Here is a 19734-nt window from a genome sequence, read left to right on the forward strand (position 1 = left end):
GGCACGCCGTCCGCGCCGGGCTCCGGCGGCGGTACGACGGCGGCCCGCCCCGGCGCCTTCCCCTGCGCCGCGCCCGCCCCCGCCGACGCCCGCCCGGTCCCGTCGGCGCCCCCGCCGTCCGGCGCCCGGTACGGGTTGGTGCGCGGCTGGACCTGGTACGAGGATCCGACCGGCTTCCAGATCGCCGTCCCGATCGGCTGGCTGCGCTACCCCGACGGGGCGGCCACCTGCTTCCGGGAGCCCCGCGGCGCCCGGGTGCTCAGCGTGGCGGCCGGCGCCGCCCCGGCCGACCCGGTCGCGTACTGGAAGACCGAGGAGCGCCGGCTCACCGGGGCGGGCAAGCTGGCCGCCTACCGCCGAATCGACATCAGCCCGCTGGACATGTTCCAGGGCGGAGCGCTGTGGGAGTGCGCCTGGACCACCGCCGCCGGCGAACAGGTGCACAGCGCCCGGATGATCCTGACCGTCAACCCCGGGCGGGCGTACACCGTCGCATGGTTGACGAACGAGTTCGACTGGCAGGTCAACGCGACATACTTGCTGATGATCCGGCAGAGCTTCAGGTTGGCCCCCGCCTGACACCATCCCCTGTGGACCGTCCGGATGATTGCCCCTCGCAGGCCACTCTGACACAGTGGCGTAGTTTTGTGGATCAAGAACCTGGGGAGGGGCGAGGCGACATGATGGGACCGTCCCACGCGCTGTCCGGCGCGGCCGTGTGGCTGACCGGATCATGGGCGCTGGACCACTTCACCGACTACCACCAGTCGCCGCTGGCGCTGGCGGTCGGCACGGCGGTCTGCGCCGGCGGCGCGCTCTTCCCCGACCTCGACCTCTCCGGCAAGGTGACCCGCAACCAGGGCGGCGCCACCGTGGCCCGGACCTTCGGGGTCTTCTCGCTCTTCATCGCCGAGGTGATGGAGAAGATCTCGCTCGGCGTCTACTACGCGACCAAGCTCAGCCGCGACCCGCGCCGCAACAACGGCCACCGGACGCTGACCCACACCCTGCCGTTCACCGCGCTGGTCGGCTGGGGCACCACCGCGCTCTGCACCGCGTACGGCAAGTGGGCCGTGGTGGGCATCCTGTTCTTCATGATCGGCCTGGCCCTGCGCGGGCTCTTCGACGAGTGGGCCGAGCGCGCCGGCTGGGTGATCGTGACCCTCGCCTCGGCCGGCGCGGCCTGGTACACGTTCGCCAACCTGCCGGGCGACCGGGGCTACCCGATGATCGGGCTCGCCGTCGGGGTGGGCTGCTTCGTGCACATCCTCGGCGACATGATCACCAAGGCCGGCGTGCCGATCCTCTGGCCCATCCCGATCAAACGGCGGATGTGGACGATGGTCGGCCTGCCCAACAGCATCGCCCTGCGCACCGGCAGCAAGGCGGAGGTGGTGGTGCTGCGCACCGCGCTCACCCTGCTCTCCGTCCTCGCCGCCGTCGGTCTGGTGGCCCCGTCGGTGCTGCACCGCTTCAACATCGAGGTGTGAGCGCGCTGCCGCCCACCGACGACGACGCCGTACCCGCGTTCTGGCGGGAGCTCGGCCTGCCCGGGCTGGCCGACGTGCACGTGCACTTCCTGCCGCCCCGGCTGCTGCGCCGGGTCTGGGCGTACTTCGACGCGGCCGGGCCGCTGGTCGGCACCGAGTGGCCGATCCGGTACCGGTGGAGCGACCAGGAGCGGGTGGCGCACCTGCGGCGGATGGGCGTACGGGCGTTCAGCGCGCTGGCGTACCCGCACCGGCCCGAGATGGCGGCCGAGCTGAACCGGTGGACGCTGGACTTCGCCCGCGCCACCCCCGGCTGCCTGCCCTCGGCGACCTTCTTCCCCGAGCCCGGGGCCGACCGGTACGTCGCCGACGCCCTCGCCGAGGGCGCGCGGGTGTTCAAGGTGCACGTCCAGGTCGGCGGGTTCACGCCGACCGACCCGGCGCTGGACCGGGTGTGGGGGCTGCTCGCCGAGACCGGGACCCCGGTGGTGGTGCACGCCGGGCACGCCCCGGTCGGCACCGCGCACACCGGGCCGGAGGGCTTCGCCGCGCTGCTGGACCGGCACCCCCGGCTGGCCGCGATCGTGGCGCATCTCGGCGCGCCCGACTACGCCGCCTTCCTCGACCTCGCCGAGCGGTACGAGCGGGTCCGGCTGGACACCACCATGGCGTTCACCCCGTTCTTCGACCGCTTCGTGCCGTTCCCCACCGACGAGCTGCCCCGGCTGCGCGAGCTGGGCTTGGCCGGGAAGATCCTGCTGGGCAGCGACTTCCCGAACATCCCCTACCCGTACGCCACGCAGTTGGCCGGGTTGGTCCGGCTCGACCTGGGCGACGACTGGCTGCGGGCGGTCTGCTGGGACAGCGCCGCCGCCCTGTTCGACCTGCGCTGACCGGTCATCCGAGTGTGTCGGCGGCCCAGGCGGCGAGCAGGTCCAGCACGGGCCGGCGGCCGGCGAAGATCGCCGCCTCGTCCCGCCGGTCGTAGGTCTGGCCGGTGGCGCCGCCCGCCCGGTTGAGCATCACCGGCGCGAGCCAGAAGTACTTCGCCGCGCCGGTCGCCCGGACCGCGCGGACGACCGTCCCCGGGTCGACGGCGCCGCGCAGCCCGTCGAGGTAGCCGTCCAGCACGGCGGCGGCCACGTCGGGCAGCAGCCCGACGTCGACCAGGCCGTCGAGGAAGGTGTCGAGGACCAGGTTGGCGGCGTCCTCGCCGATCGGGCCGGGGCCGACGAAGGACCAGTCCAGCAGCACCGGGCCGGCGTCGGTGAGGATCAGGTTGGTCGGCCAGACGTCGTGGTGGCTCAGGGTGCGAGGCAGCCGGTCGGTGGCGGCGAGGACGTCGTGCCGCCGCCGCCAGAGCGTCCGCAGGCCGGCGCGGAGCGGCTCCGGCCAGGCCGCGACGGCCACCGGATGGTCCCACCGCACCGGCTCGGTGACCGGCCGGCTGAGCGTGTAGTCGCGCAGCCAGTCCCGGGCCAGCCAGTCGTGGCCGGGCGGCGGCGCCGACTTACGGGCGGTCGGCACGGCCGCGACGGGTGCGGCGAGCCGGGCGGCGTGCGCCACGCCCAGCCGTCGGGCCACGTCGTGCAGGTCGTCCACCGTGCACTCGGTGCCCGGCCGACCGGCCGCCTCGGTCAGCCAGAGCGCCACGCTGCCGTCCGGACGGTCCTCGACGGCCAGCGGCGCGGGCCCGGTCAGGCCGGCGTCGGCCCAGCCGGTGGTGGCCAGCCCGCTGCGGTACGCCTCGACCTCGCGCCGCCAGTAGTTCCAGTGCCCCGGGTCGTCGCTGCCGGCCCAGTGCGCCGGGCCGCTGCCCGCCCCCGGCGGGGTGATCAGCTTGAGCACCGCGGGGCGGCCGGCGTACCGGGTCCGCCAGATGCCGCCGGTGACCCCGTTGAGCGGGTTGTGGGTCAGCGCCTCGGCCGGCGCGTCGGGTTCGAGCAGGTCCGCGGGGGGTCGCACGCCGTGACCCTAGCCCGTCGGGCCCTCCGTCGCCGTCCCGCGCCGGCTCAGACGCCGACCCGCTGCGGCGGCACGGTGAGCCCGTAGAGGGCCATCAGCTCGGGCGTGTCCACCCGGCTGCCGTCGGCCACCGAGTCGCAGGAGATGTCGACGATCTGGTCCTTGTGCGCCAGCAGGTACGGCCGGGCACCGACGTCCGCGCTGGCCAGGGTGGCGATGCCGGACCAGTGCCGGCGGCCGAAGAGCATCGGGTAGCCGCGCAGCCCGTCGTAGGTGGCGCAGACCAGCACGTCCGGGTACGGCAGCGCGGTGACCCGGCGCACCGCGGCGGCGGTCAGGCCGGGCATGTCCACTGGCACCACCGCCACCGCCTCGATCTTGTCGTCGGTGAGAGCGGCCAGGCCGGCCCGGATGGAGGAGCCGACCCCGGTGCCCCAGGCCCGGTTGACCACCACCGTGGCCCGGCTCAGGTCGGCGGTCTCCCGGACCTGGTCGGCGGCGGCGCCCAGGACGACCACGATCTGCTCGCAGCCCGCCTCGGTCATCGTGTCGATCATCTGGTTCACCAGGGGCTTCTCCCCCTGGTGCAGCAGCGCTTCGGGTCCGCCGATCCGGCGTCCCCCGCCCGCTGCGATGATCATTCCTGCGATCCGACTCAGCGGGCCACCTCCACTGTTGACGGGCACCGCCGCAGCGGGTGGCCGCTTCCGTCCCCTCCTACGCACACCGGGTGCAACGACTACCGTGGCGATGAGTGTCGGGGCGAAACGGATAATTGACGCAGCTGAGACCGCCGGGCCTACCGACCGCTGCCGCCCTGGCCGAGACTCCCAGGCGGTAGCCGGCGTGCGGGCGTCTGTCTGTCCACATCCGACGACGACATGCGCGTCAACCGACAGTGCACCGCATCTGCGGGAGTCGGCGCGGCGGTTGAACCTGCCACCACGGCCCTGACCTCGAAGAACAACCGACGGCAGGTCCGCGGCACCCGTTCAGGCATCAGGGTTAATTGTTGCAGGGGGACAGCGGCCCATCGACTCGGCGAACTACGGTCAGGTGACAGAGTTCCGAAGGGAGGAACGATGCTTCCCGTCACACCCAACACACCCAGACGACACCCTCGCTCAGGCAGGGCTCTCGGGGTGGTCGTCCTGGTCGCCGCCAGCCTGATCATTCCCGCCCAGTCAGCCTCGGCGGCCGGTGGCACCTCCACCATGGCCGCCACTGCCCTCACCACCCAGGCTCTGGCCACGACCCAGCCCGTACTGCGGCAGGGTTCGCGGGGCACCGCCGTGACCAACCTCCAGCGGCGGCTCGCCGCACTGCACTACGACGTGGGCGCCGCCGACGGGATCTTCGGACCCTCGACGTACCACGCGGTCGTCGCCTTCCAGAAGGTGAACAGCCTGACCCGGGACGGGATCGTCGGGCCGCAGACCTGGGCAGCCCTGGACCACCCGGTGATCCCGAGGCCGAGATACACCCACTCCGGCTACTCGCTGGAGACGAACCTGACCAGGCAGGTGCTGTACCTGGCACGCGCGGGGTCGGTCGTACGCATCCTGGACGCGTCGAGCGGAAAGTCCAGCACCCCGACGCCGACCGGCAACTTCAAGATCCAGCGCCGGATCGACGGCTGGCGGGAGAGTTCGCTCGGCCTGCTGTGGCGGCCGAACTACTTCTACTACGGCTACGCGGTGCACGGCGCCACGTCCGTCCCCACCTACCCGGCCAGCCACGGCTGCGTCCGGGTGCCGATCCCGGCCATGAACCGCCTGTGGTCGATCATCGGTGTCGGCGTACCGGTGCACATCTACCGCTGACCATCGCCACGACGGCGGCCCCCGCTCCCCCGGTGGCCGCCGTCGACGATGTGCCGCTCCCCGCGTCGGCCTCGCCGCGCCGGGGTCAGAACCTGCCGCCTGTCCCCACCTGTGCGGTCACCCGGTCGCGGAGCGCGGCGAGTCCGGGGCTGACCGCGACGGTGGGCGGGATCGGATCGACCAACCGGCGCGCCGCGTCGGGCAGCCAGGCAAGGTCCGCGTCGAACCGGTCGCGGGCGGCCCGCACCTCGCCGGCCGGATCGGCCGCATCCAGGCGACGTCCGCCGCGCATCACCGGCTCGAGCAGCGGCTCACGGCCGGCCGGTGGCGGTTCGTCGCGCATCCCGACCACATCGCCGCTCTCCCCGCTGGGATCACGAAAGACCTGCTTGGGGCCTGGCAGGGTGGCCTTGCCGGGCGACAGCTTGAGCACCGGCCGGTCGCCGAAGGCGACGAGCTTGTAGGCGCTGTCCAGGGAGGGCGCGTCGAAGGAGACGCCCATCCGCGTACCGACGCCATAGGCGTCGATCGGCGCGCCCTGGTCGACGAGGGCGGCGATGACGTCCTCGTCGAGGCTGCCGCTGGCCACGATCTGCGCCCGGGTGAGCCCGGCGCCGTCCAGGATCGCGCGCGCCTCCCGGGCCAGCGCGGCGAGATCGCCCGAGTCGAGCCGGATCCCCAGCGGCCCGGTCAACCCCAGCTCGGTGACCACGTCGACGGCGGCCCGCACACCGGCAGGGGTGTCATAGGTGTCGACGAGGAACACCGGGTTCGTGGGAAAGTCGGTGGCGAACGCGCGGAACGCGGCACGCTCGTCGGGAAACGCCTCGACGTACGAGTGAGCCATCGTTCCCGACGGTCGGAGGCCGTAGCGCCTCGCGGCCTCCACGTCGCTGGTCGCGGCGAAGCCGGCGATGGCCGACGCCCGGGCCACGCCCGCCCCGGCGTCGATCCCGTGGGTACGGCGGAACGCGAAGTCGATCAGCTGCGCCTCCGGGGCGGCGAGCCGGCAGCGGGCCGCTTTGCTGGCCACCGTGGTCTGGAAGGTGAGCAGGTTGAGCACCGCCGTCTCCACCAGCTGCGCCTCGGCGATGGGCGCGGTCACCTCCAGCAGCGGCTCGTCGGCGAACACCACCCGGCCCTCCGGCACGGCCCAGACGTCCCCGGTGAACCGCATCCCGGCAAGGGCCGTCAGGGTCGGCGGGTCGAGCCCGACGACGTCCCGCAGATAGCCCAACTCCTCGTCGTCGAACGCGAAGCCTTCCAGGAACGCCAGCGCCTCGGCCAGCCCGGCGGCGACCAGGAACCCACGCCGGGGTGGCAGTCGGCGGACGAAGAGGCTGAACGTGGCCTCGTCCACCATGTCGCGGCGCAGATAGCTGGCCGCCATCCGCAGCTCGTACAGGTCGGTACGCAAGCCGGTCATGCCGCCCCCACCCGCCCGCCGCCGCCATCAGCGGGCCAGCCCGCTCCAGGCCCGGGCGGCGTCGGCACCGCCGAGGACCGGCGGTCGCTAAAGGCGCCGGGACGGCATCCGTTGCCGGACAGCTGCGGGTTCACGCTCCCACTGTCTTCGATCCGGCGGCGCAGCGGGTCGGATATCCATCATCGTCGTCGAAGGTCGCGGGGTCTGGAGCACCACGCGGCGACGGCGGAGCAGCACCGAGGTGGCCGGCGCGCCCTCAGGTCGCGTCGGCGTAGCAGTCGACGATGGACACGTCCAGCGGGAAGCGGACCGGAGTGTCGCCGAAGAGCAGCGCCGACGCCCGCACCCCCGACCGGGTCACCGCCTCGGCGACCGCCTCGGCCCGCTCCGCCGGGCAGTGCACGATCACCTCGTCGTGCTGGAAGAAGACCAGCTCCGCCTCGGTGCCGGCCAGCTCGCCGCGGAGCGTGGCGAGCAGCGTGGACGCCCACTCGGCCGCGGTGGCCTGGATGACGAAGTTCCGGGTGAACCGGCCGCGCGACCGGGCCGCCCGGGCCCGCGGCGACTGCGGGTCGCCCCCGAGGTCCGGATCGGGCGCCCCGTCGTCACCGCCGGTGAAGCCGGCCGTCCCCGGCGGGCAGGTACGCCCCAGCCAGGAGCGGACCAACCCGCCCGCCTCGCCGGTGCGGGCGGCCGCCTCGACGTACCCGAACGCGGTCGGGTAGCTGCGCTTGAGCACCGCCAGCGCGGGCAGCGCCGCCCCGCCGGTCTGGCCGTACATCGCGCCGAGCAGGGCCACCTTGGCCCGGGGCCGGTCACCGGCGAAGGCGTCCTGGGCGAGGGCGGCGTAGAGGTCGCCGGCCCCGCCCGCCGCGGCGAGCCGGGCGTCGCCGGAGACGGCGGCGAGCACGCGGGGCTCCAACTGGCCGGCGTCGGCCACCACCAGCCGCCAGCCCGGGTCGGCCATCACCGCCCGCCGGATCACCTTGGGGATCTGCAACGCCCCGCCGCCCCGGGTGGCCCACCGCCCGGAGACCACCCCGCCGGGGACGTACTCCGGCTGGAACCGGCCGTCGGAGACCCAGGCGTCCCGCCAGGCCCGGCCGTGCGCCGTCCAGATCCGGTAGAGCTCCTTGTATTCCAGCACCAGCGGCACCGCCGGATGGTCGACGCCGCGCAGCACCCAGGCCCGCGTGTTGGGCAGCTCGACCCCGACCCGGGCGAAGGCCCGCAGCAACTCCGCCGGGGAGTCGGCGTGCAACTGGCGAACGCCGAACGCGTCGGCGATCAGGGCGGCCAGCTCGGCCAGCCGGCGGGGCGGCCCGCCCACCGGGGACGCCTCGCCGAGCAGCTCACCGAGGATGGCGTCGTGCACGTCGGCGCGCCACGGCAGGCCGGCGGCGGCCATCTCCACCGCGACCAGCGCACCGGCCGACTCGGCGGCGACCAGCAGCCGGAACCGGCCGGGGTGCGCGGTCGCGGCGACCCGGGCGAGCTGGTCGGCGTACACCCGGGCCAGCGCCTCGATGCCCGGGCCCGGCGGCCCGGGGACGGCCTCGAAGAGCGACCCCTGGCCGTCGCCGGGCGGGGCCGGCTGCCGGGGCGGCGGGTCGGGCGGCACGGCCGCACCGGTGAGCCGGGCGTACGCGGCGGCGAGCGAGCGCGGCTCACCCCAACGGCCGGCGTGCCCGAGCAGCAGCGCCTCGGTCAGCTCGACGTCGTGGCAACGGTCCAGCCGCACCCCGGCGCGCAGCAGCGCCGGGTAGAGCGTCGCCCCGGACCCCCACACCCAGCGCGGACGGGCGGCGGCCTCGTGCGCGGCGACCGCGGCGGCCAGGTCGGTGACCGGCTCGGCCGGACCGGCGGGCGAGCCGTCCCCACGCAGCGGCTGGAGCACTCCCCCGCCCCGCTCGTCGGACACCACCGCCACCAGCACGGATGCGATTCTGCCTCGCCCCTGTGACACCGGCAGGTCCGCACGTCCGGCACCCGCCCCGAATGCGAGCCGACGGGCGGCCGGGAGGAGGACGACGGGGCATAAACGGGTCGGTGCGCCGCCGGCCGGCTCGGTAGCGTGTCCGGATGCCCCCACGGATTCCCCATCCCGACCCCGGGACTCCGGACACCCGGGGGCCGCTGCGCTATCTCTGGTGGCTGGTCCGTCGCCAGCCCTGGCGGGTGCTGCGCGGCAGTCTGCTCGGCACGGCCTGGATGATCGGGCTGTCGGTCCGGCCCTGGCTGATCTCCCGCGCGGTCGACGACGGGCTGCGCGGGAAGGACACCCGGGCCCTGTGGTTCTGGGTCGCGGCGATCGTGGTGGCCGGCGTCGGGCTGTCGTACCTGGGCATCATGCGGCACCGCACGATGACCTACATCCGGGAGGACGCGAAGGCCCGCTCGGCCGCCGTCGTGCTGCGGCAGGTGTCCCGGATCGGCGCGGCGCTGCCCCGCCGGGTCGACGCGGGCGAGGTGGCCACCGTCGGCGGCTCCGACATCGACTGGACGGCGCAGGTGCTGACGCTGACCGGGCCGGGGGTCGGCGCGGTCGCCGCGTACGGGGTCATCGCCGTCGTGCTCTGGTCGATCTCCCCCTTCCTCGCGCTCTGCGTGCTGGTCGGCGTGCCGGCGGTCGGGCTGGTCGTCGGGCCCCTGCTGCGCCGCCTCGAGCGGGCCGAGTCGGTCTACCGGCAGCAGCAGGGCGCCCTCACCGCCCGGTCCGGCGACATCGTGGCCGGGCTGCGGGTGCTCGCCGGCGTCGGTGGCCGGGGCCTGTTCGCCCGCCGGTACGCCGCCCGGTCCCGGGAGCTGCTGGCCGAGGGCTACCGGGTCGGCGCGGTGAACAGCTGGATCGACGCGGCGACGGTCGCCATCCCCGGGTTGTTCCTCGCGGCGGTGGTCTGGTTGGCGGCCCGGATGGCGGTGGGCGGCGAGATCAGCATCGGGGAACTGGTCGCGGTCTACGGCTACGTGGCGACCCTCGTCGTGCCAGTCTGGTTTCTGCTCGAGGGCAGCCACCAGCTGATCCGCGGGCGGGTCGCCGCCCGCCGGATCATCGCCCTGCTCGAGCTGGCTCCGGACGACGTCGGCGGCCCCCGGACCGTCGGAGGTCGCACAGTGCCCGAGACCCGGCCGGCGGAGGCCGCCGCCGCGCCGGTCCGCGCCGCGGACCTGCACGACCCGGTGACCGGGCTGACCGTCCGCGCCGGCCGGCTGACCGTCGTGGCGGCCGACGACCCGGCCGCCGCCGGGGCGCTGGCCGACCGGCTCGGCCGGTACGTGGCCAGCGACGTCACCTGGGGCGGCGTGCCGCTGGCCAGGTTCGCGCTGGACGAGGTGCGGGCCCGGATCCTGGTCGCCGACCACGACTCGTACCTCTTCGCCGGCCCGCTGCGCGAGGTCCTGCTTCCCCGGCCGGCCGGCGGCGACCCCCGGCCCACCGATGACGACGACCGGATCGTCGCCGCCCTGCACACCGCGTCGGCCGAGGACGTCGCCGACGCCCTGCCGGCCGGGCTGGACACCCCGCTCGACACCCGGGCCCGGACGCTCTCCGGCGGCCAGCGGCAACGGGTACGGCTGGCCCGCGCGCTGCTGACCGAGCCGGAGGTGCTGATCCTCGTCGACCCGACGTCGGCGGTGGACGCGCACACCGAGGCCCGGATCGCGCAGCGGCTGCGCGAGGCGCGTGCCGGCCGAACCACGCTGGTGCTGGCCACCTCGCCGCTGCTGCTGGGGCGGGCCGACACGGTCGCCCACCTGCGCGCCGGCCGGATCGTCGCCACCGGCAGCCACGCCGACCTGCTGGACCGGGACCCCGACTACCGGCGCCTGGTGGCCCGGGACAGCGCGGACCCGGACGTGGACCGGGCCGACGACGCCGAGGGGGCGCTCCGGTGAGCGGGCTGCCGGTGGCCGACCGCCCCGCCGTCCGCCGGGCGCTGCGGGACCTGATCGGCCGGCACCGACGCTCCGTCGCGGTGGTGCTGGTGTTGCAGGGTGCCGCCGCGATCGCCGGGCTCGCCCCGCCGTGGCTGCTGGGTCGGATCGTCGACCGGGTCACCGCGGGCACGGGCGTGGCCACCGTCGACCGGTTGGCGCTGGCGATCGGTGGCTGCGTGCTGGTCCAGGCGCTGCTCTCCCGCTACGCGCAGTACACCGGCCACCGATTCGGCGAGCGGGCCGTCGCCGAACTGCGCGAGGACTTCGTCCGGGCCACGCTCGGGTTGCCGGTCTCCGTCGTCGAGCGGGCCGGCTCCGGCGATCTGGCCACCCGCAGCTCGGTCGACGTCGCCACCGTCGGGACCACCGTCCGGGACGTGGTGCCCACCATCGTCATCGCCTCGGTGCAGCTGACGCTGCTGTTCGGGGCGATCTTCCTGCTGCACCCGCTGCTCGGCCTGGTGGCGCTGACCGCGCTGCCGGTGATCTGGGTGGTGGCCCGCTGGTACCTGCGGCGGGCCAGTCCCGCGTACCTGGTCGAGGGGGCCGCCGCCGCCGAGCTGACCGGGACGCTGACCGCCACCGCCGAGGGGGCCCGGACGGTCGAGGCACTCCGGTTGGCCGACGAGCGGATCGGGCACGGAACCGGGGACATCGCCCGGGTGTGGCAGGCCCGGCGGGCGACGCTCAGGCTGCGTACCGTCTTCTTCTCCGTGGTGGAGGCGAGCTACCCGCTGCCGGTCGCCGCGGTGCTGCTCGTCGGGGGGTACCTGCTCTCCCGGGGGTTGGTCTCGCTCGGCGCCGTCGTCGCGGCCGCGCTCTACCTGCAACAGGCGATCGAGCCGCTGGACCGGCTGCTGCAGTGGACGGAGCAGGCACAGCGCGGTTTCGCGTCGTTCGCCCGGGTGCTCGGGGTCGGCCTGGTGCCCCCGGAACCACCCGGCCGGACCGCCGCGCCGCGGGGCGAGCGGCTGGTGGTGCGCGGCGCGCGGTTCGCGTACGCCGGGCACGACGTCCTGCACGGCATCGACCTGGAGGTACGGCCCGGGGAGCGGCTGGCCGTGGTCGGCCCGTCAGGGGCCGGCAAGTCCACCCTGGCCCGGCTGCTCGCCGGGATCGACGCGCCCCGCCAGGGTGTGGTCAGCATCGGCGGCTGCCCGGTCACCGACCTCGACCCGGCGGAGCGTCGCCGCCGGATCGCCCTGGTCACCCAGGAGCACCACGTCTTCATCGGCTCGGTCCGCGACAACCTCGCCTTCGCCGCCCCGGACGCCTCCGACGACCGGATGCGGTCCGCGCTGGCCGCGGTGGGGGCCGACTGGTTCGCCGCGCTGCCCGACGGGCTGGACACCGCGCTCGGCGACGGGGCCCGCCAGCTCGGCGCGGCCGAGGCCCAGCAGCTCGCGCTGGCCCGACTGGTGCTCGCCGACCCGCACACGCTGATCCTCGACGAGGCGACCGCGGCCCTGGACCCGACCACCGCACGACGGACCGAGCGGGCCCTCGCCGCCCTGCTCACCGGGCGGACCGTCATCGCGATCGCGCACCGGCTCAACACCGCGCACGACGCGGACCGGGTCGCCGTGCTGGTCGACGGCCGGATCACCGAGATCGGCAGCCATGACGAACTGGTCCGCGCCGACGGCGTCTACGCGGCCCTCTGGCACTCCTGGCACCACTGACCCCTGAACGGAAGGAGTGGCTATCCGGCGCGGAACAGCCACTCCTTCCGTGAAAGTGCTGCCGAGCTCGGGCGGGAGAAGGGACTACTTGCTGATGTTGGCGGTCAGGCCGGACTGGACCTGGCGTTGGAAGACGACGTAGACGATGAGCACGGGGAGCATCGCCATGGTCACGCCGGCGAAGAGGCCCGACCAGTCGGACTTGTAGCCCTGGTTGACGGAGAGTTCGATCAGGCCCTGGGAGATGACCTGGTTCTTCGGCTCGCCCGCGACGGACTGCATGAGCAGGGTCGGCAGGTACCACTGGTTCCACTGGCCGAGCACGTTGAAGATGCCGATGCTGATCAGGCCCGGCTTGGCCATCGGCAGCATGACGCTGAAGAAGAGCCGGCTGTGCGACGCCCCGTCGACCATCGCGGCCTCGGCGATCGAGTCCGGCAGCGTCTTGAAGAACGAGTGCATGAAGAAAATCGTGAACGACAGTGACCAGGCGACGTAGACCATGACCAGCATGACGTGCTTGTTCGGGCCGAGCAGCGGGAAGACGACGCCCATGTTGTAGACGCCCTTGAACAGCGGCACGGCGGCGAGATAGATCGGCAGCGTCAGCCCGGACAGGAACATGTAGTAGATGAGCCGGTTGCCCCGAAACTCGTAGCGGGCCAGCACGTAGGCGGCCATCGAGCCGAGCAGCATGGTCAGGAAGACGCTGCCGACCAGCACCAGCAGGGTGTTCAGGAAGAACGCGCCGAGGTGTCCCTGGCCCCAGGCCCGGCTGAAGTTGTCCCAGTGCAGCGTGTCGGGGATCAGCGACAGCGGCTCGCGGATGACCTCCGAGTCGGCCTTGAACGCCGACATCACCACCCACAGCAGCGGGTAGATCACCATCACGGCCCAGACCGCCAGGAACAGGTGGGAGAAGCCGTTGAAGATCCGCGTGCCGACGGCGCCGGCGCGGGACTGCGTCCGTCGCGGGGGCGCCGGCCGGGTGGGTGGGGTCTGGTCGGGCCGGATCAGACCACCGTGCGTCGCTGTGCTCATCGTCCAGCCTCCCTTAGAACTCGATACGCTCACGACGGGTGATCCTCAACTGCGCCGCGGCCAGCAGGATCGTGAAGATCGCCAGCGACACGCCCATCGCGCAGGCGTAGCCGAACTGGCCCTTCTGGAACGCGGTGAAGTTGAGCACCGACGCGAAGATCTCGCTGGCGTGGTTCGGTCCGCCCTGGCTGGGCGTCATCACGAACACCAGGGCGTACATGTCCAGGGCGATGAAGCCCAGGTAGACCCAGGCCACCGAGATGGTGTCCCGGAGCAGCGGCAACGTGATCCGGAAGAACGTGTGGAAGCGGCCGGCGCCGTCGAGGAGCGCCGCCTCGTAGATGTCCCTCGGGATCGACTGCATCGCCGCGGAGAAGAGCACCATGTAGAAGCCGGCTCCGCTCCACACCGCGATCAGCAGCAGCCACCAGAGCACCGCCGGTACGCCGAGGAACGGCTCCGGGTCGGCGGTGAAGGCGATCGGGTTGTCGGCGTCGACCAGCCCGACCTTGATCAGCAGGCCGTTGATCAGGCCCTGGTTGTCGGTGCGGTAGATCTGCTGCCACATCACGGCGATGACCACCAGCGACAGCACCTGCGGGAAGAAGAAGATCACCTTGTAGACGGCGGAGCCGAAGACCCCCCGGATGCCCGCCCTGTCCTCGCGTCCGCCCACGTTGAGCAGGAACGCGAGGAACAGGGCCAGGGCGATGGTGAACAGCGGCACGGTGACCAGGAAGAACACGTTGTGCCAGAACGCCTTCCTGATCAGCTCGTCGGAGACCAGCCGGACGTAGTTGTCCAGCCCGACGAACTCCTGCTTGTCGGAGTACCCTCCCCAGTTCGTCAGCGAGTACCCGGCCGCCTGCGCGAAGGGCCACACCACGTAGAAGAGGTACAGCGCGACGGGCAGGGCCAGGAATCCGGTGACGAAACGCGCAACACCGTGCCGCATTCCCCACTCACTCTCTCGTTCGGGTCGGATGGTCCGGCGCGACCGTCAGGCGCGGGTCTGCTTCTTGATCGACGAGTCCTTGGCGACCTTGTCGGCGGCCGCCTGCATCTTGTCGACGAACTGCTGCGCGGTGAGCCGGCCGGCCATCAGCTCCTCGGAGAGGTTCTGGCTCTCCTTGTCGAGGTCGGCGTAGAAGTCCCAGATCTTGACCTTGATCAGGTCCTTGGGGGCGTTCTTCATCAGCTCGTTGGCGGTGGTCAGCGACGTGTCCTGGACGTTGTCGCCGGAGCCCTTGGTCGAGGCGAGCGACTTGGTCAGCTCGGCGAACTTGGCCGAACCCGACTTGGAGAGGACGGCCCGGAGGAACTCCTTGGCCGCCGCCTTGTTCGGGGCCTTGCTCGGCACCACGATGCCCTCGCCGGCGCCGGCGAACACGTCCTTCGGCGCCTTGTCGCTGGCGCCGAGGCCCCAGTAGTCCGACAGCTTCATCTCGAAGCCCGGCGGGATGGTCGCCGACATCTCGTTCTTCAGCCAGGTGCCGACCTGGATGAACGCCGCCTTGCCGTCGAGCCAGGCCTGCTGGGACTGGGTGTGGTCGAGCTTGCCGGGCAGCAGCAGCTTGTCCTTGACCAGCTTCTCCCACGCCTGCAGCGCCGGCAGGACGCCGTCCGCCTTCCAGGCGTTCTCCTTCAGGTTGTCGATGTCGATCACGGCCTGCCTGCCGGCGGACTTCCAGATCGTCGCCATCAGCGCCCAGCGCGGGTAGTAGCCGTGCACCGCGTCGTGCACGTACGGCGCGATGCCCTTGGCCTTGATCTTCGGGGCGAGGGCGAAGAAGTCGTCGAAGGTCTTCGGCGGCTCCCAACCCTCCTTGGTGAAGAGCGCGCCGTTGTACCAGTTGCCCCAGACCGTGTAGGCGACGTTGACCACGTAGAACTTGCCCTGGAAGGTGCCGTCCTCGACGGTGCCCGGCAGCAGCGAGTCGGCCACCGTGCCGTCGCCGTCCCAGGCCGGCGCGGTGAGCAGGTCGTCCAGCGGATCGATCGCGCCCTCGTTGATCAGGGTGCTGATGTCCATCATGTCGGCGCCCGAGTTCATGACGACGTCACTCGGCTGAGTGGTCATCTTGGGCTGCTCTTCGGTCTTGATCTTCTGGGTGGAGCTCATGTTGACCGTGACGTTGGCGTGCTTCGCGTTGAAGACCGCCTTGTCCTCCTTGGCCCACTGGTCACCCAGGCCGCCGTTGAAGATGACCACCTTGACGGCGCTGCCGTCCTTGATGCCGAACGGGTTGTCCTTGCTCTTCGCGGTGCCGGCGTCGTCGGACTTGGTCGGCTCGCTGCCGGCGCAGGCGCTGAGCAGGCCGGCGGCCGGGGTGACGAGGAGACCCGCTGCGGCGGCCCGCCGCAGCAGGGTCCGGCGGCTGAGGTCACCAGGGATCTCGGGGGTAATCGACATCGTCGTCTCTCCTTGTGGTGTCGGGTCAGGCGGTGCGCCGGAGACGCCCGGCGTACCGCGACTCGAGGGCGAGGTTGTGCTCGTCCCCACCGGGGACGTTGGCGGAGAGGTAGATAGGGGGTACCTCTCCGGCCTGGTGGAACCGTCGTACGACCTCCGCGGTCAGCAGCTGCGCCAGCAGCGCGGCGGTGACCGAGGAGACCGCACAGACCGCGCCGCCGCCCTCGAGCGGCAGCAGTGCGTCGCCGTACGGCGCGCCGTTGTCCAGCACGACGTCGGCGAGATCGACGAGCCGGCGTCCGGACGGGTGCCGCGGGGCGACCCGTGCGGTGTGCGCGACCGAGGTGACCGCGATCAGCGGGTGGCCGCGCTCCTTGACCAGCAGCGCCAGCTCGACCACCGAGCCGTTGATGCCGGACTGGGAGGCGACCAGGAAGACGTCCCGCGGCTGCGGCCCGGCCAGGGCGTAGAGCTCGTGGGCCACCGCCGGGTCGCGTTCGAGCTTGGGGTCGGCGAGCACGTCGCGGGGCGCGTCGCCGTGCAGCACGAGGTCGTGCAGGGAGATCCGGTTGGCCGGCACCAGCCCGCCGGCGCGGGCGACCAGCTCGGCGGCGAACGCCTCGGAGTGGCCGGCGCCGAACGCCTGGAGCATCCCGCCGGCGCGCAGGCTCGTCGCGATCGTGTCGGCGGCGCGGGCGATGGCCTCAGACTGGCTGTCGACCAGCCGGTCGAGGACGGGTCGGACCGCGTCGGCGTACCCCCGGGCACTGATCATGAGCTGGTCCCCTTCGCGGCCTTGTGCCCGTCGACGGCCTGGGCGGTACGCCGGAAGGCCGCGTGGGCGCGGTCATGGGTGCGTTGCGCGACGGCGATGTAAAGCAGGTCGAGCACGACGAGCTGGGGGTGCCGGGCGGAGAGGGCGTCCGGCCGGAAGGTGGTGGCCTGGCTGGCGGTGAGCAGCACGATGTCGGCCAGCTCGGCCAGCGGTGAGCGGGGGAAGCCGGTCAGCGCCACGGTGGTGGCGCCCCGACTGCCGGCCTCGGCGAGCATCTCGATGGTCTCCCGGGTCTGGCCGGTGTGCGAGACGCCGAGAGCGACGTCCCCGGCGCCGAGCAGCGCGGCGCTGGCCAGCCCCTCGTGCACGTCGCTCCAGGCCCAGGCGGCCACCCCGATGCGGTGCAGGCTGAACTGCATCTCCGCGCCGACCAGGGCGCTGCCGCTGGCGCCGAAGATGTTCACCCGGGCCGCACCTGCGATGGCGACGGCGGCCCGTTCCACCTCGGCGAGGTCGAGCAGCGCGGCGGTGTCGTGCATGGCCCGGGTGTCGGCGGCCATGATCTGGTCGAGCACCCGGCCGAGGGGGTCGCTGGGCTGGATCTCCCGTCCGATGTCAACCGTCCAGCCGGCGGAGCGGGCCCGGCCGGTCTCCGACGCGATGCCCAGCCGCAGGTCGGCGTAGCCGTCGAAGCCCATCGCCCGGCAGAACCGGGTGATGGTGGCCGGCGAGGTGCCGCTGCGCTCGGCCAGCTCCACGATGGTCGCCCGGGCCGCTGCCTCCGGGTCGCTGAGCACGTGCTCGGCGACCCGGCGCAACGCCCCCGTCAGCTCTCCCAGCCCGGCCCTGACCCTGGCCAGCACCCCGTCGGCGCCCCGCCGGTCGACCGCGTCGGCGTCGACCACCGCGGTCCCCGCGGGGGTGTCCACCTCGTGATCAACCATGGGAGCGCCTTTCGAAAAGAGTGTTAACTGTTAGTGGTAAAAGTTCTTACTGAAGGCCCCTCCGTGTCAAGAGTGTGGGCGAAGTTTTCAAACTGTTACCTGGCGCACAGTCGCCCGACGGTCCGCGATCTTGCCTCATCGCACCGGGCCGACCAGCATGAACAGCGCCCGCAGCGCCGCATCGGGAAGGGTTGGTGCGATGTCCGACACCGTCGTGGTCGGCCTCGACGTCGGGGGTACGTCCACCCGCGCCGTCGCGCTCACCCTCACCGGGAAGCGCCTCGGCAGCGGCCGGGGCGGCGGCGGCAACCCGACCAGCCACGGCGCCGAGCAGGGCGCCGCGAAAGTGCTGACCGCCCTGCGCGACGCGCTGGCCGTGACGGACCCCGCCCGGGTCCGCGCCGGCACCATCGGCCTGGCCGGGGCGGGCCGGCTGCTCGCCGACCCGCAGGGCCGCGCCGCCTTCGACCGGGCCTGGTCGGAGGCCGGACTGAGCTGCCCGTACACGGTGCACGGCGACGCCCTCGTCGGGTACGCCTCGGGCACCGCCTCGCCGGACGGCACGGTGCTGATCGCCGGCACCGGCGCGATCGCCGCGCAGGTACGCGACCTGCGGCTGGACCGGGTCGCCGACGGTCACGGCTGGCTGCTCGGCGACGCCGGCTCCGGTTTCTGGCTGGGTCGTGAGGCGGTCCGCCGACTGCTGACCGACCTGGACGCGGGCGCCACACCCGGCCCGCTCGGCCGCCGGGTGCTCACCGGGCTGCTCGGCTCGGCGGAGGTGGCCCCCCGCCCACGGAACACCGTGGACGCGCTGGTCCAGGCGGTCACCCAACGCCCCCCGGTGGAACTGGCCCGGCTGGCGCCGCTGGTGGCGACCGCCGCCGCCGAGGGCGAGCCGGTCGCGACGGCGTTGATCGACGAGGCCGCCGCCCACCTGGCCACCAGCGCGGCGCGGATCCGGCCGGCCGGCGCGGTCGAGCCGATCGTGCTCGGCGGCGGCCTGCTCACCGGGGACACGCCCCTGGCCACGGCGGTCCGCGCCGAGGTGGCCCGCCGCTGGCCGGCCGCCCCGGTCCGCTCGGCCGGGGACGGCGCGGCGGCCGCCGCCTGGCTCGCCGCCCGCGATCTGCCTGAGGTCACCGACCCCACCGCCCTGCACGCCCTGCTGGTGCCGGCGACGACCTGACCCGCAGGGGCGGGCCGTCGTACGGAGGGTGAACCGGTGGCCGAGCACCGGGGAGAAGTCATTCGGCGTCAGCGCGCGGACGAGGTGATCAGAATCGGTCAACGCCCGCCAGATCGCTGCACCGACCGTCTGCCCGCACGGGTTGCCTGCAGTGCGATGCCCGTTGACGCGCCGCGACGCAGACCAGCACCTGCAGACGCTACAAAGTTGATGACGCGAACGAATCAGCCCCAGCCGACCGGAGGGTTGAACCCGGCGATGACTGCGACCGCCGCAGTTACGCACGGGCGGGTCGTCGTGCTTCAGAAGCACGAACGGTGGGTGGCTAGTGCGGTCGATCACCCGACGGTACGAACGCGGGCAGCGACCGCCCGGTGTCGCCGGCCACACCACTCCACCACCGATGGTGCTGGCCGGACCTCCCGGGGACGCCCGGCCAGCGCCGTCGGCGGGTCGGATCAGGAGGCGGGATAGCCCTGCCCGTGCTGCGGCTGCCCCGGGTAGGACTGCGCCTGCGGCGCGGGATACCCCTGCGGCCCGGGATAGGCCTGCCCCTGCGGCGCCGGGTAGCCGCCCGGCTGCGCCTGCGGACCGTACGACCCCTGCGGGGCAGGCTGGCCCGGCTGGCCGTACTGGCCCGACTGCGGCGGGACACCGTACTGGGCGGACTGCGGCGGGACACCGTACTGGCCCGACTGCGGCGGGACGCCGTACCCCGCCGCAGCTCCGCCCTGCGGACCGACGACAAGCCGCTGCTGCTCGGCCTCCTGCTTGGCCTCGTTGCGGGCCTTGACCGCCTGGACGATCAGCAGCACCGGCACCACGAACGCGTAGAGGAAGATGCGGTAGGTGCCGCCGGGGAAGAGGAAGAGCAGGTAGAAGCCGTAGCCGAAGAAGGCGAGGCCGACCACCACGTTCAGGATCCGGGAGCCGACGCCCTGGTCACGGAAGACGGCGCCGAGGACGACGAGCGCGATTCCGCTGAGCATCAGCAGGAGGGTGTAGAGAACGAACATGAGATCCCCGCAAGTTTCGGTGAATGTGCCG

16 protein-coding genes and 1 pseudogene are annotated in these 19734 nt (G+C 73.1%); 7 read left to right on the top strand and 10 right to left on the bottom strand.

Features of this window, described 5'->3' with window-relative positions:
- The 3 genes and pseudogenes from V6U81_RS21845 to V6U81_RS21855 form a co-directional block, all read left to right on the top strand.
- Positions 1 to 579 (top strand): annotated as a pseudogene (locus V6U81_RS21845) (hypothetical protein); the annotation flags it as partial.
- A gap of 101 nt (positions 580 to 680) precedes the next feature.
- The gene (locus tag V6U81_RS21850; protein ID WP_334491743.1) at positions 681 to 1490 is read left to right on the top strand and encodes a metal-dependent hydrolase; all 810 of its coding nucleotides are present in this window, start codon (positions 681 to 683) and stop codon (positions 1488 to 1490) included.
- Positions 1491 to 1495: 5 nt separating this feature from the next.
- Positions 1496 to 2383 carry an amidohydrolase family protein gene (locus V6U81_RS21855; RefSeq protein ID WP_334491786.1) on the top strand — a complete coding sequence of 296 codons (888 nt, stop codon included), beginning with the start codon at positions 1496 to 1498 and terminating at the stop codon, positions 2381 to 2383.
- 4 nt (positions 2384 to 2387) lie between these two features.
- On the opposite strand, the gene V6U81_RS21860 is transcribed toward V6U81_RS21855, so the two are convergent.
- Both V6U81_RS21860 and V6U81_RS21865 read right to left on the bottom strand, forming a co-directional pair.
- Positions 2388 to 3455, bottom strand: coding sequence for an aminoglycoside phosphotransferase (locus tag V6U81_RS21860; RefSeq protein WP_334491744.1), 1068 nt, complete (start codon positions 3453 to 3455; stop codon positions 2388 to 2390).
- A 47-nt stretch (positions 3456 to 3502) separates the two neighbouring features.
- Positions 3503 to 4096: a nucleotidyltransferase family protein gene (locus V6U81_RS21865; RefSeq protein ID WP_334491745.1), complete on the bottom strand. Its 594-nt coding sequence runs from the start codon at positions 4094 to 4096 to the stop codon at positions 3503 to 3505.
- Between the two features lie 501 nt (positions 4097 to 4597).
- On the opposite strand from V6U81_RS21865, the gene V6U81_RS21870 reads away from it, so the two are divergent.
- Entirely contained in the window at positions 4598 to 5278 is a 681-nt protein-coding gene (locus tag V6U81_RS21870) for a L,D-transpeptidase family protein (RefSeq protein ID WP_334491746.1), read from the top strand.
- An 85-nt stretch (positions 5279 to 5363) separates the two neighbouring features.
- On the opposite strand, the gene V6U81_RS21875 is transcribed toward V6U81_RS21870, so the two are convergent.
- Complete coding sequence (locus V6U81_RS21875; RefSeq protein ID WP_334491747.1) at positions 5364 to 6704, bottom strand: nicotinate phosphoribosyltransferase; 1341 nt, start codon at positions 6702 to 6704, stop codon at positions 5364 to 5366.
- 256 nt (positions 6705 to 6960) lie between these two features.
- On the bottom strand, positions 6961 to 8640 hold the full coding sequence (locus tag V6U81_RS21880; RefSeq protein WP_420884060.1) for a bifunctional 3'-5' exonuclease/DNA polymerase: 1680 nt from the start codon (positions 8638 to 8640) through the stop codon (positions 6961 to 6963).
- Between the two features lie 146 nt (positions 8641 to 8786).
- Between V6U81_RS21880 and V6U81_RS21885 the strand changes: the two genes are divergently transcribed.
- Together V6U81_RS21885 and V6U81_RS21890 are read left to right on the top strand one after the other, a co-directional pair.
- The gene (locus V6U81_RS21885) at positions 8787 to 10601 is read left to right on the top strand and encodes an ABC transporter ATP-binding protein (protein ID WP_334491750.1); all 1815 of its coding nucleotides are present in this window, start codon (positions 8787 to 8789) and stop codon (positions 10599 to 10601) included.
- Positions 10598 to 12325: an ABC transporter ATP-binding protein gene (locus tag V6U81_RS21890; protein WP_334491751.1), complete on the top strand. Its 1728-nt coding sequence runs from the start codon at positions 10598 to 10600 to the stop codon at positions 12323 to 12325. Before V6U81_RS21885 ends, V6U81_RS21890 begins: the two co-directional genes overlap by 4 nt.
- Before the next feature lie 84 nt (positions 12326 to 12409).
- Here the strand turns inward: V6U81_RS21890 and V6U81_RS21895 are convergent, their stop codons facing one another.
- The 5 genes from V6U81_RS21895 to V6U81_RS21915 are packed head-to-tail and all read right to left on the bottom strand — an operon-like array spanning position 12410 to position 17498.
- Entirely contained in the window at positions 12410 to 13366 is a 957-nt protein-coding gene (locus V6U81_RS21895) for a carbohydrate ABC transporter permease (RefSeq protein ID WP_334491752.1), read from the bottom strand.
- 13 nt (positions 13367 to 13379) lie between these two features.
- Positions 13380 to 14321: a carbohydrate ABC transporter permease gene (locus V6U81_RS21900; protein ID WP_334491753.1), complete on the bottom strand. Its 942-nt coding sequence runs from the start codon at positions 14319 to 14321 to the stop codon at positions 13380 to 13382.
- A 45-nt stretch (positions 14322 to 14366) separates the two neighbouring features.
- A complete protein-coding gene (gene ngcE / locus V6U81_RS21905; RefSeq protein ID WP_334491754.1) occupies positions 14367 to 15779 on the bottom strand; it encodes an N-acetylglucosamine/diacetylchitobiose ABC transporter substrate-binding protein in 1413 nt (470 codons plus the stop codon).
- Between the two features lie 25 nt (positions 15780 to 15804).
- On the bottom strand, positions 15805 to 16554 hold the full coding sequence (locus tag V6U81_RS21910; RefSeq protein WP_334491756.1) for a sugar isomerase domain-containing protein: 750 nt from the start codon (positions 16552 to 16554) through the stop codon (positions 15805 to 15807).
- Positions 16551 to 17498 carry a MurR/RpiR family transcriptional regulator gene (locus V6U81_RS21915; RefSeq protein ID WP_334491758.1) on the bottom strand — a complete coding sequence of 316 codons (948 nt, stop codon included), beginning with the start codon at positions 17496 to 17498 and terminating at the stop codon, positions 16551 to 16553. Before V6U81_RS21915 ends, V6U81_RS21910 begins: the two co-directional genes overlap by 4 nt.
- Before the next feature lie 199 nt (positions 17499 to 17697).
- Between V6U81_RS21915 and V6U81_RS21920 the strand changes: the two genes are divergently transcribed.
- The gene (locus tag V6U81_RS21920; protein ID WP_334491759.1) at positions 17698 to 18687 is read left to right on the top strand and encodes an N-acetylglucosamine kinase; all 990 of its coding nucleotides are present in this window, start codon (positions 17698 to 17700) and stop codon (positions 18685 to 18687) included.
- Between the two features lie 458 nt (positions 18688 to 19145).
- Here V6U81_RS21920 and V6U81_RS21925 read toward each other — a convergent pair whose 3' ends face one another.
- Positions 19146 to 19703, bottom strand: coding sequence for a hypothetical protein (locus V6U81_RS21925; protein ID WP_334491760.1), 558 nt, complete (start codon positions 19701 to 19703; stop codon positions 19146 to 19148).
- Positions 19704 to 19734: the final 31 nt, after the last annotated feature.

The organism is Micromonospora lacuserhaii (assembly GCF_036902735.1).
Lineage (GTDB): Bacteria > Actinomycetota > Actinomycetes > Mycobacteriales > Micromonosporaceae > Micromonospora.

Coding starts and splice junctions, on each gene's coding strand:
- V6U81_RS21920 (WP_334491759.1), top strand. CDS start 17,698: ATGTCCGACACCGTCGTGGTCGGCCTCGACGTCGGGGGTACGTCCACC.
- V6U81_RS21900 (WP_334491753.1), bottom strand. CDS start 14,321: ATGCGGCACGGTGTTGCGCGTTTCGTCACCGGATTCCTGGCCCTGCCC.
- V6U81_RS21865 (WP_334491745.1), bottom strand. CDS start 4,096: ATGATCATCGCAGCGGGCGGGGGACGCCGGATCGGCGGACCCGAAGCG.
- ngcE (WP_334491754.1), bottom strand. CDS start 15,779: ATGTCGATTACCCCCGAGATCCCTGGTGACCTCAGCCGCCGGACCCTG.
- V6U81_RS21925 (WP_334491760.1), bottom strand. CDS start 19,703: ATGTTCGTTCTCTACACCCTCCTGCTGATGCTCAGCGGAATCGCGCTC.
- V6U81_RS21910 (WP_334491756.1), bottom strand. CDS start 16,554: ATGATCAGTGCCCGGGGGTACGCCGACGCGGTCCGACCCGTCCTCGAC.
- V6U81_RS21875 (WP_334491747.1), bottom strand. CDS start 6,704: ATGACCGGCTTGCGTACCGACCTGTACGAGCTGCGGATGGCGGCCAGC.
- V6U81_RS21850 (WP_334491743.1), top strand. CDS start 681: ATGATGGGACCGTCCCACGCGCTGTCCGGCGCGGCCGTGTGGCTGACC.
- V6U81_RS21885 (WP_334491750.1), top strand. CDS start 8,787: ATGCCCCCACGGATTCCCCATCCCGACCCCGGGACTCCGGACACCCGG.
- V6U81_RS21915 (WP_334491758.1), bottom strand. CDS start 17,498: ATGGTTGATCACGAGGTGGACACCCCCGCGGGGACCGCGGTGGTCGAC.
- V6U81_RS21895 (WP_334491752.1), bottom strand. CDS start 13,366: ATGAGCACAGCGACGCACGGTGGTCTGATCCGGCCCGACCAGACCCCA.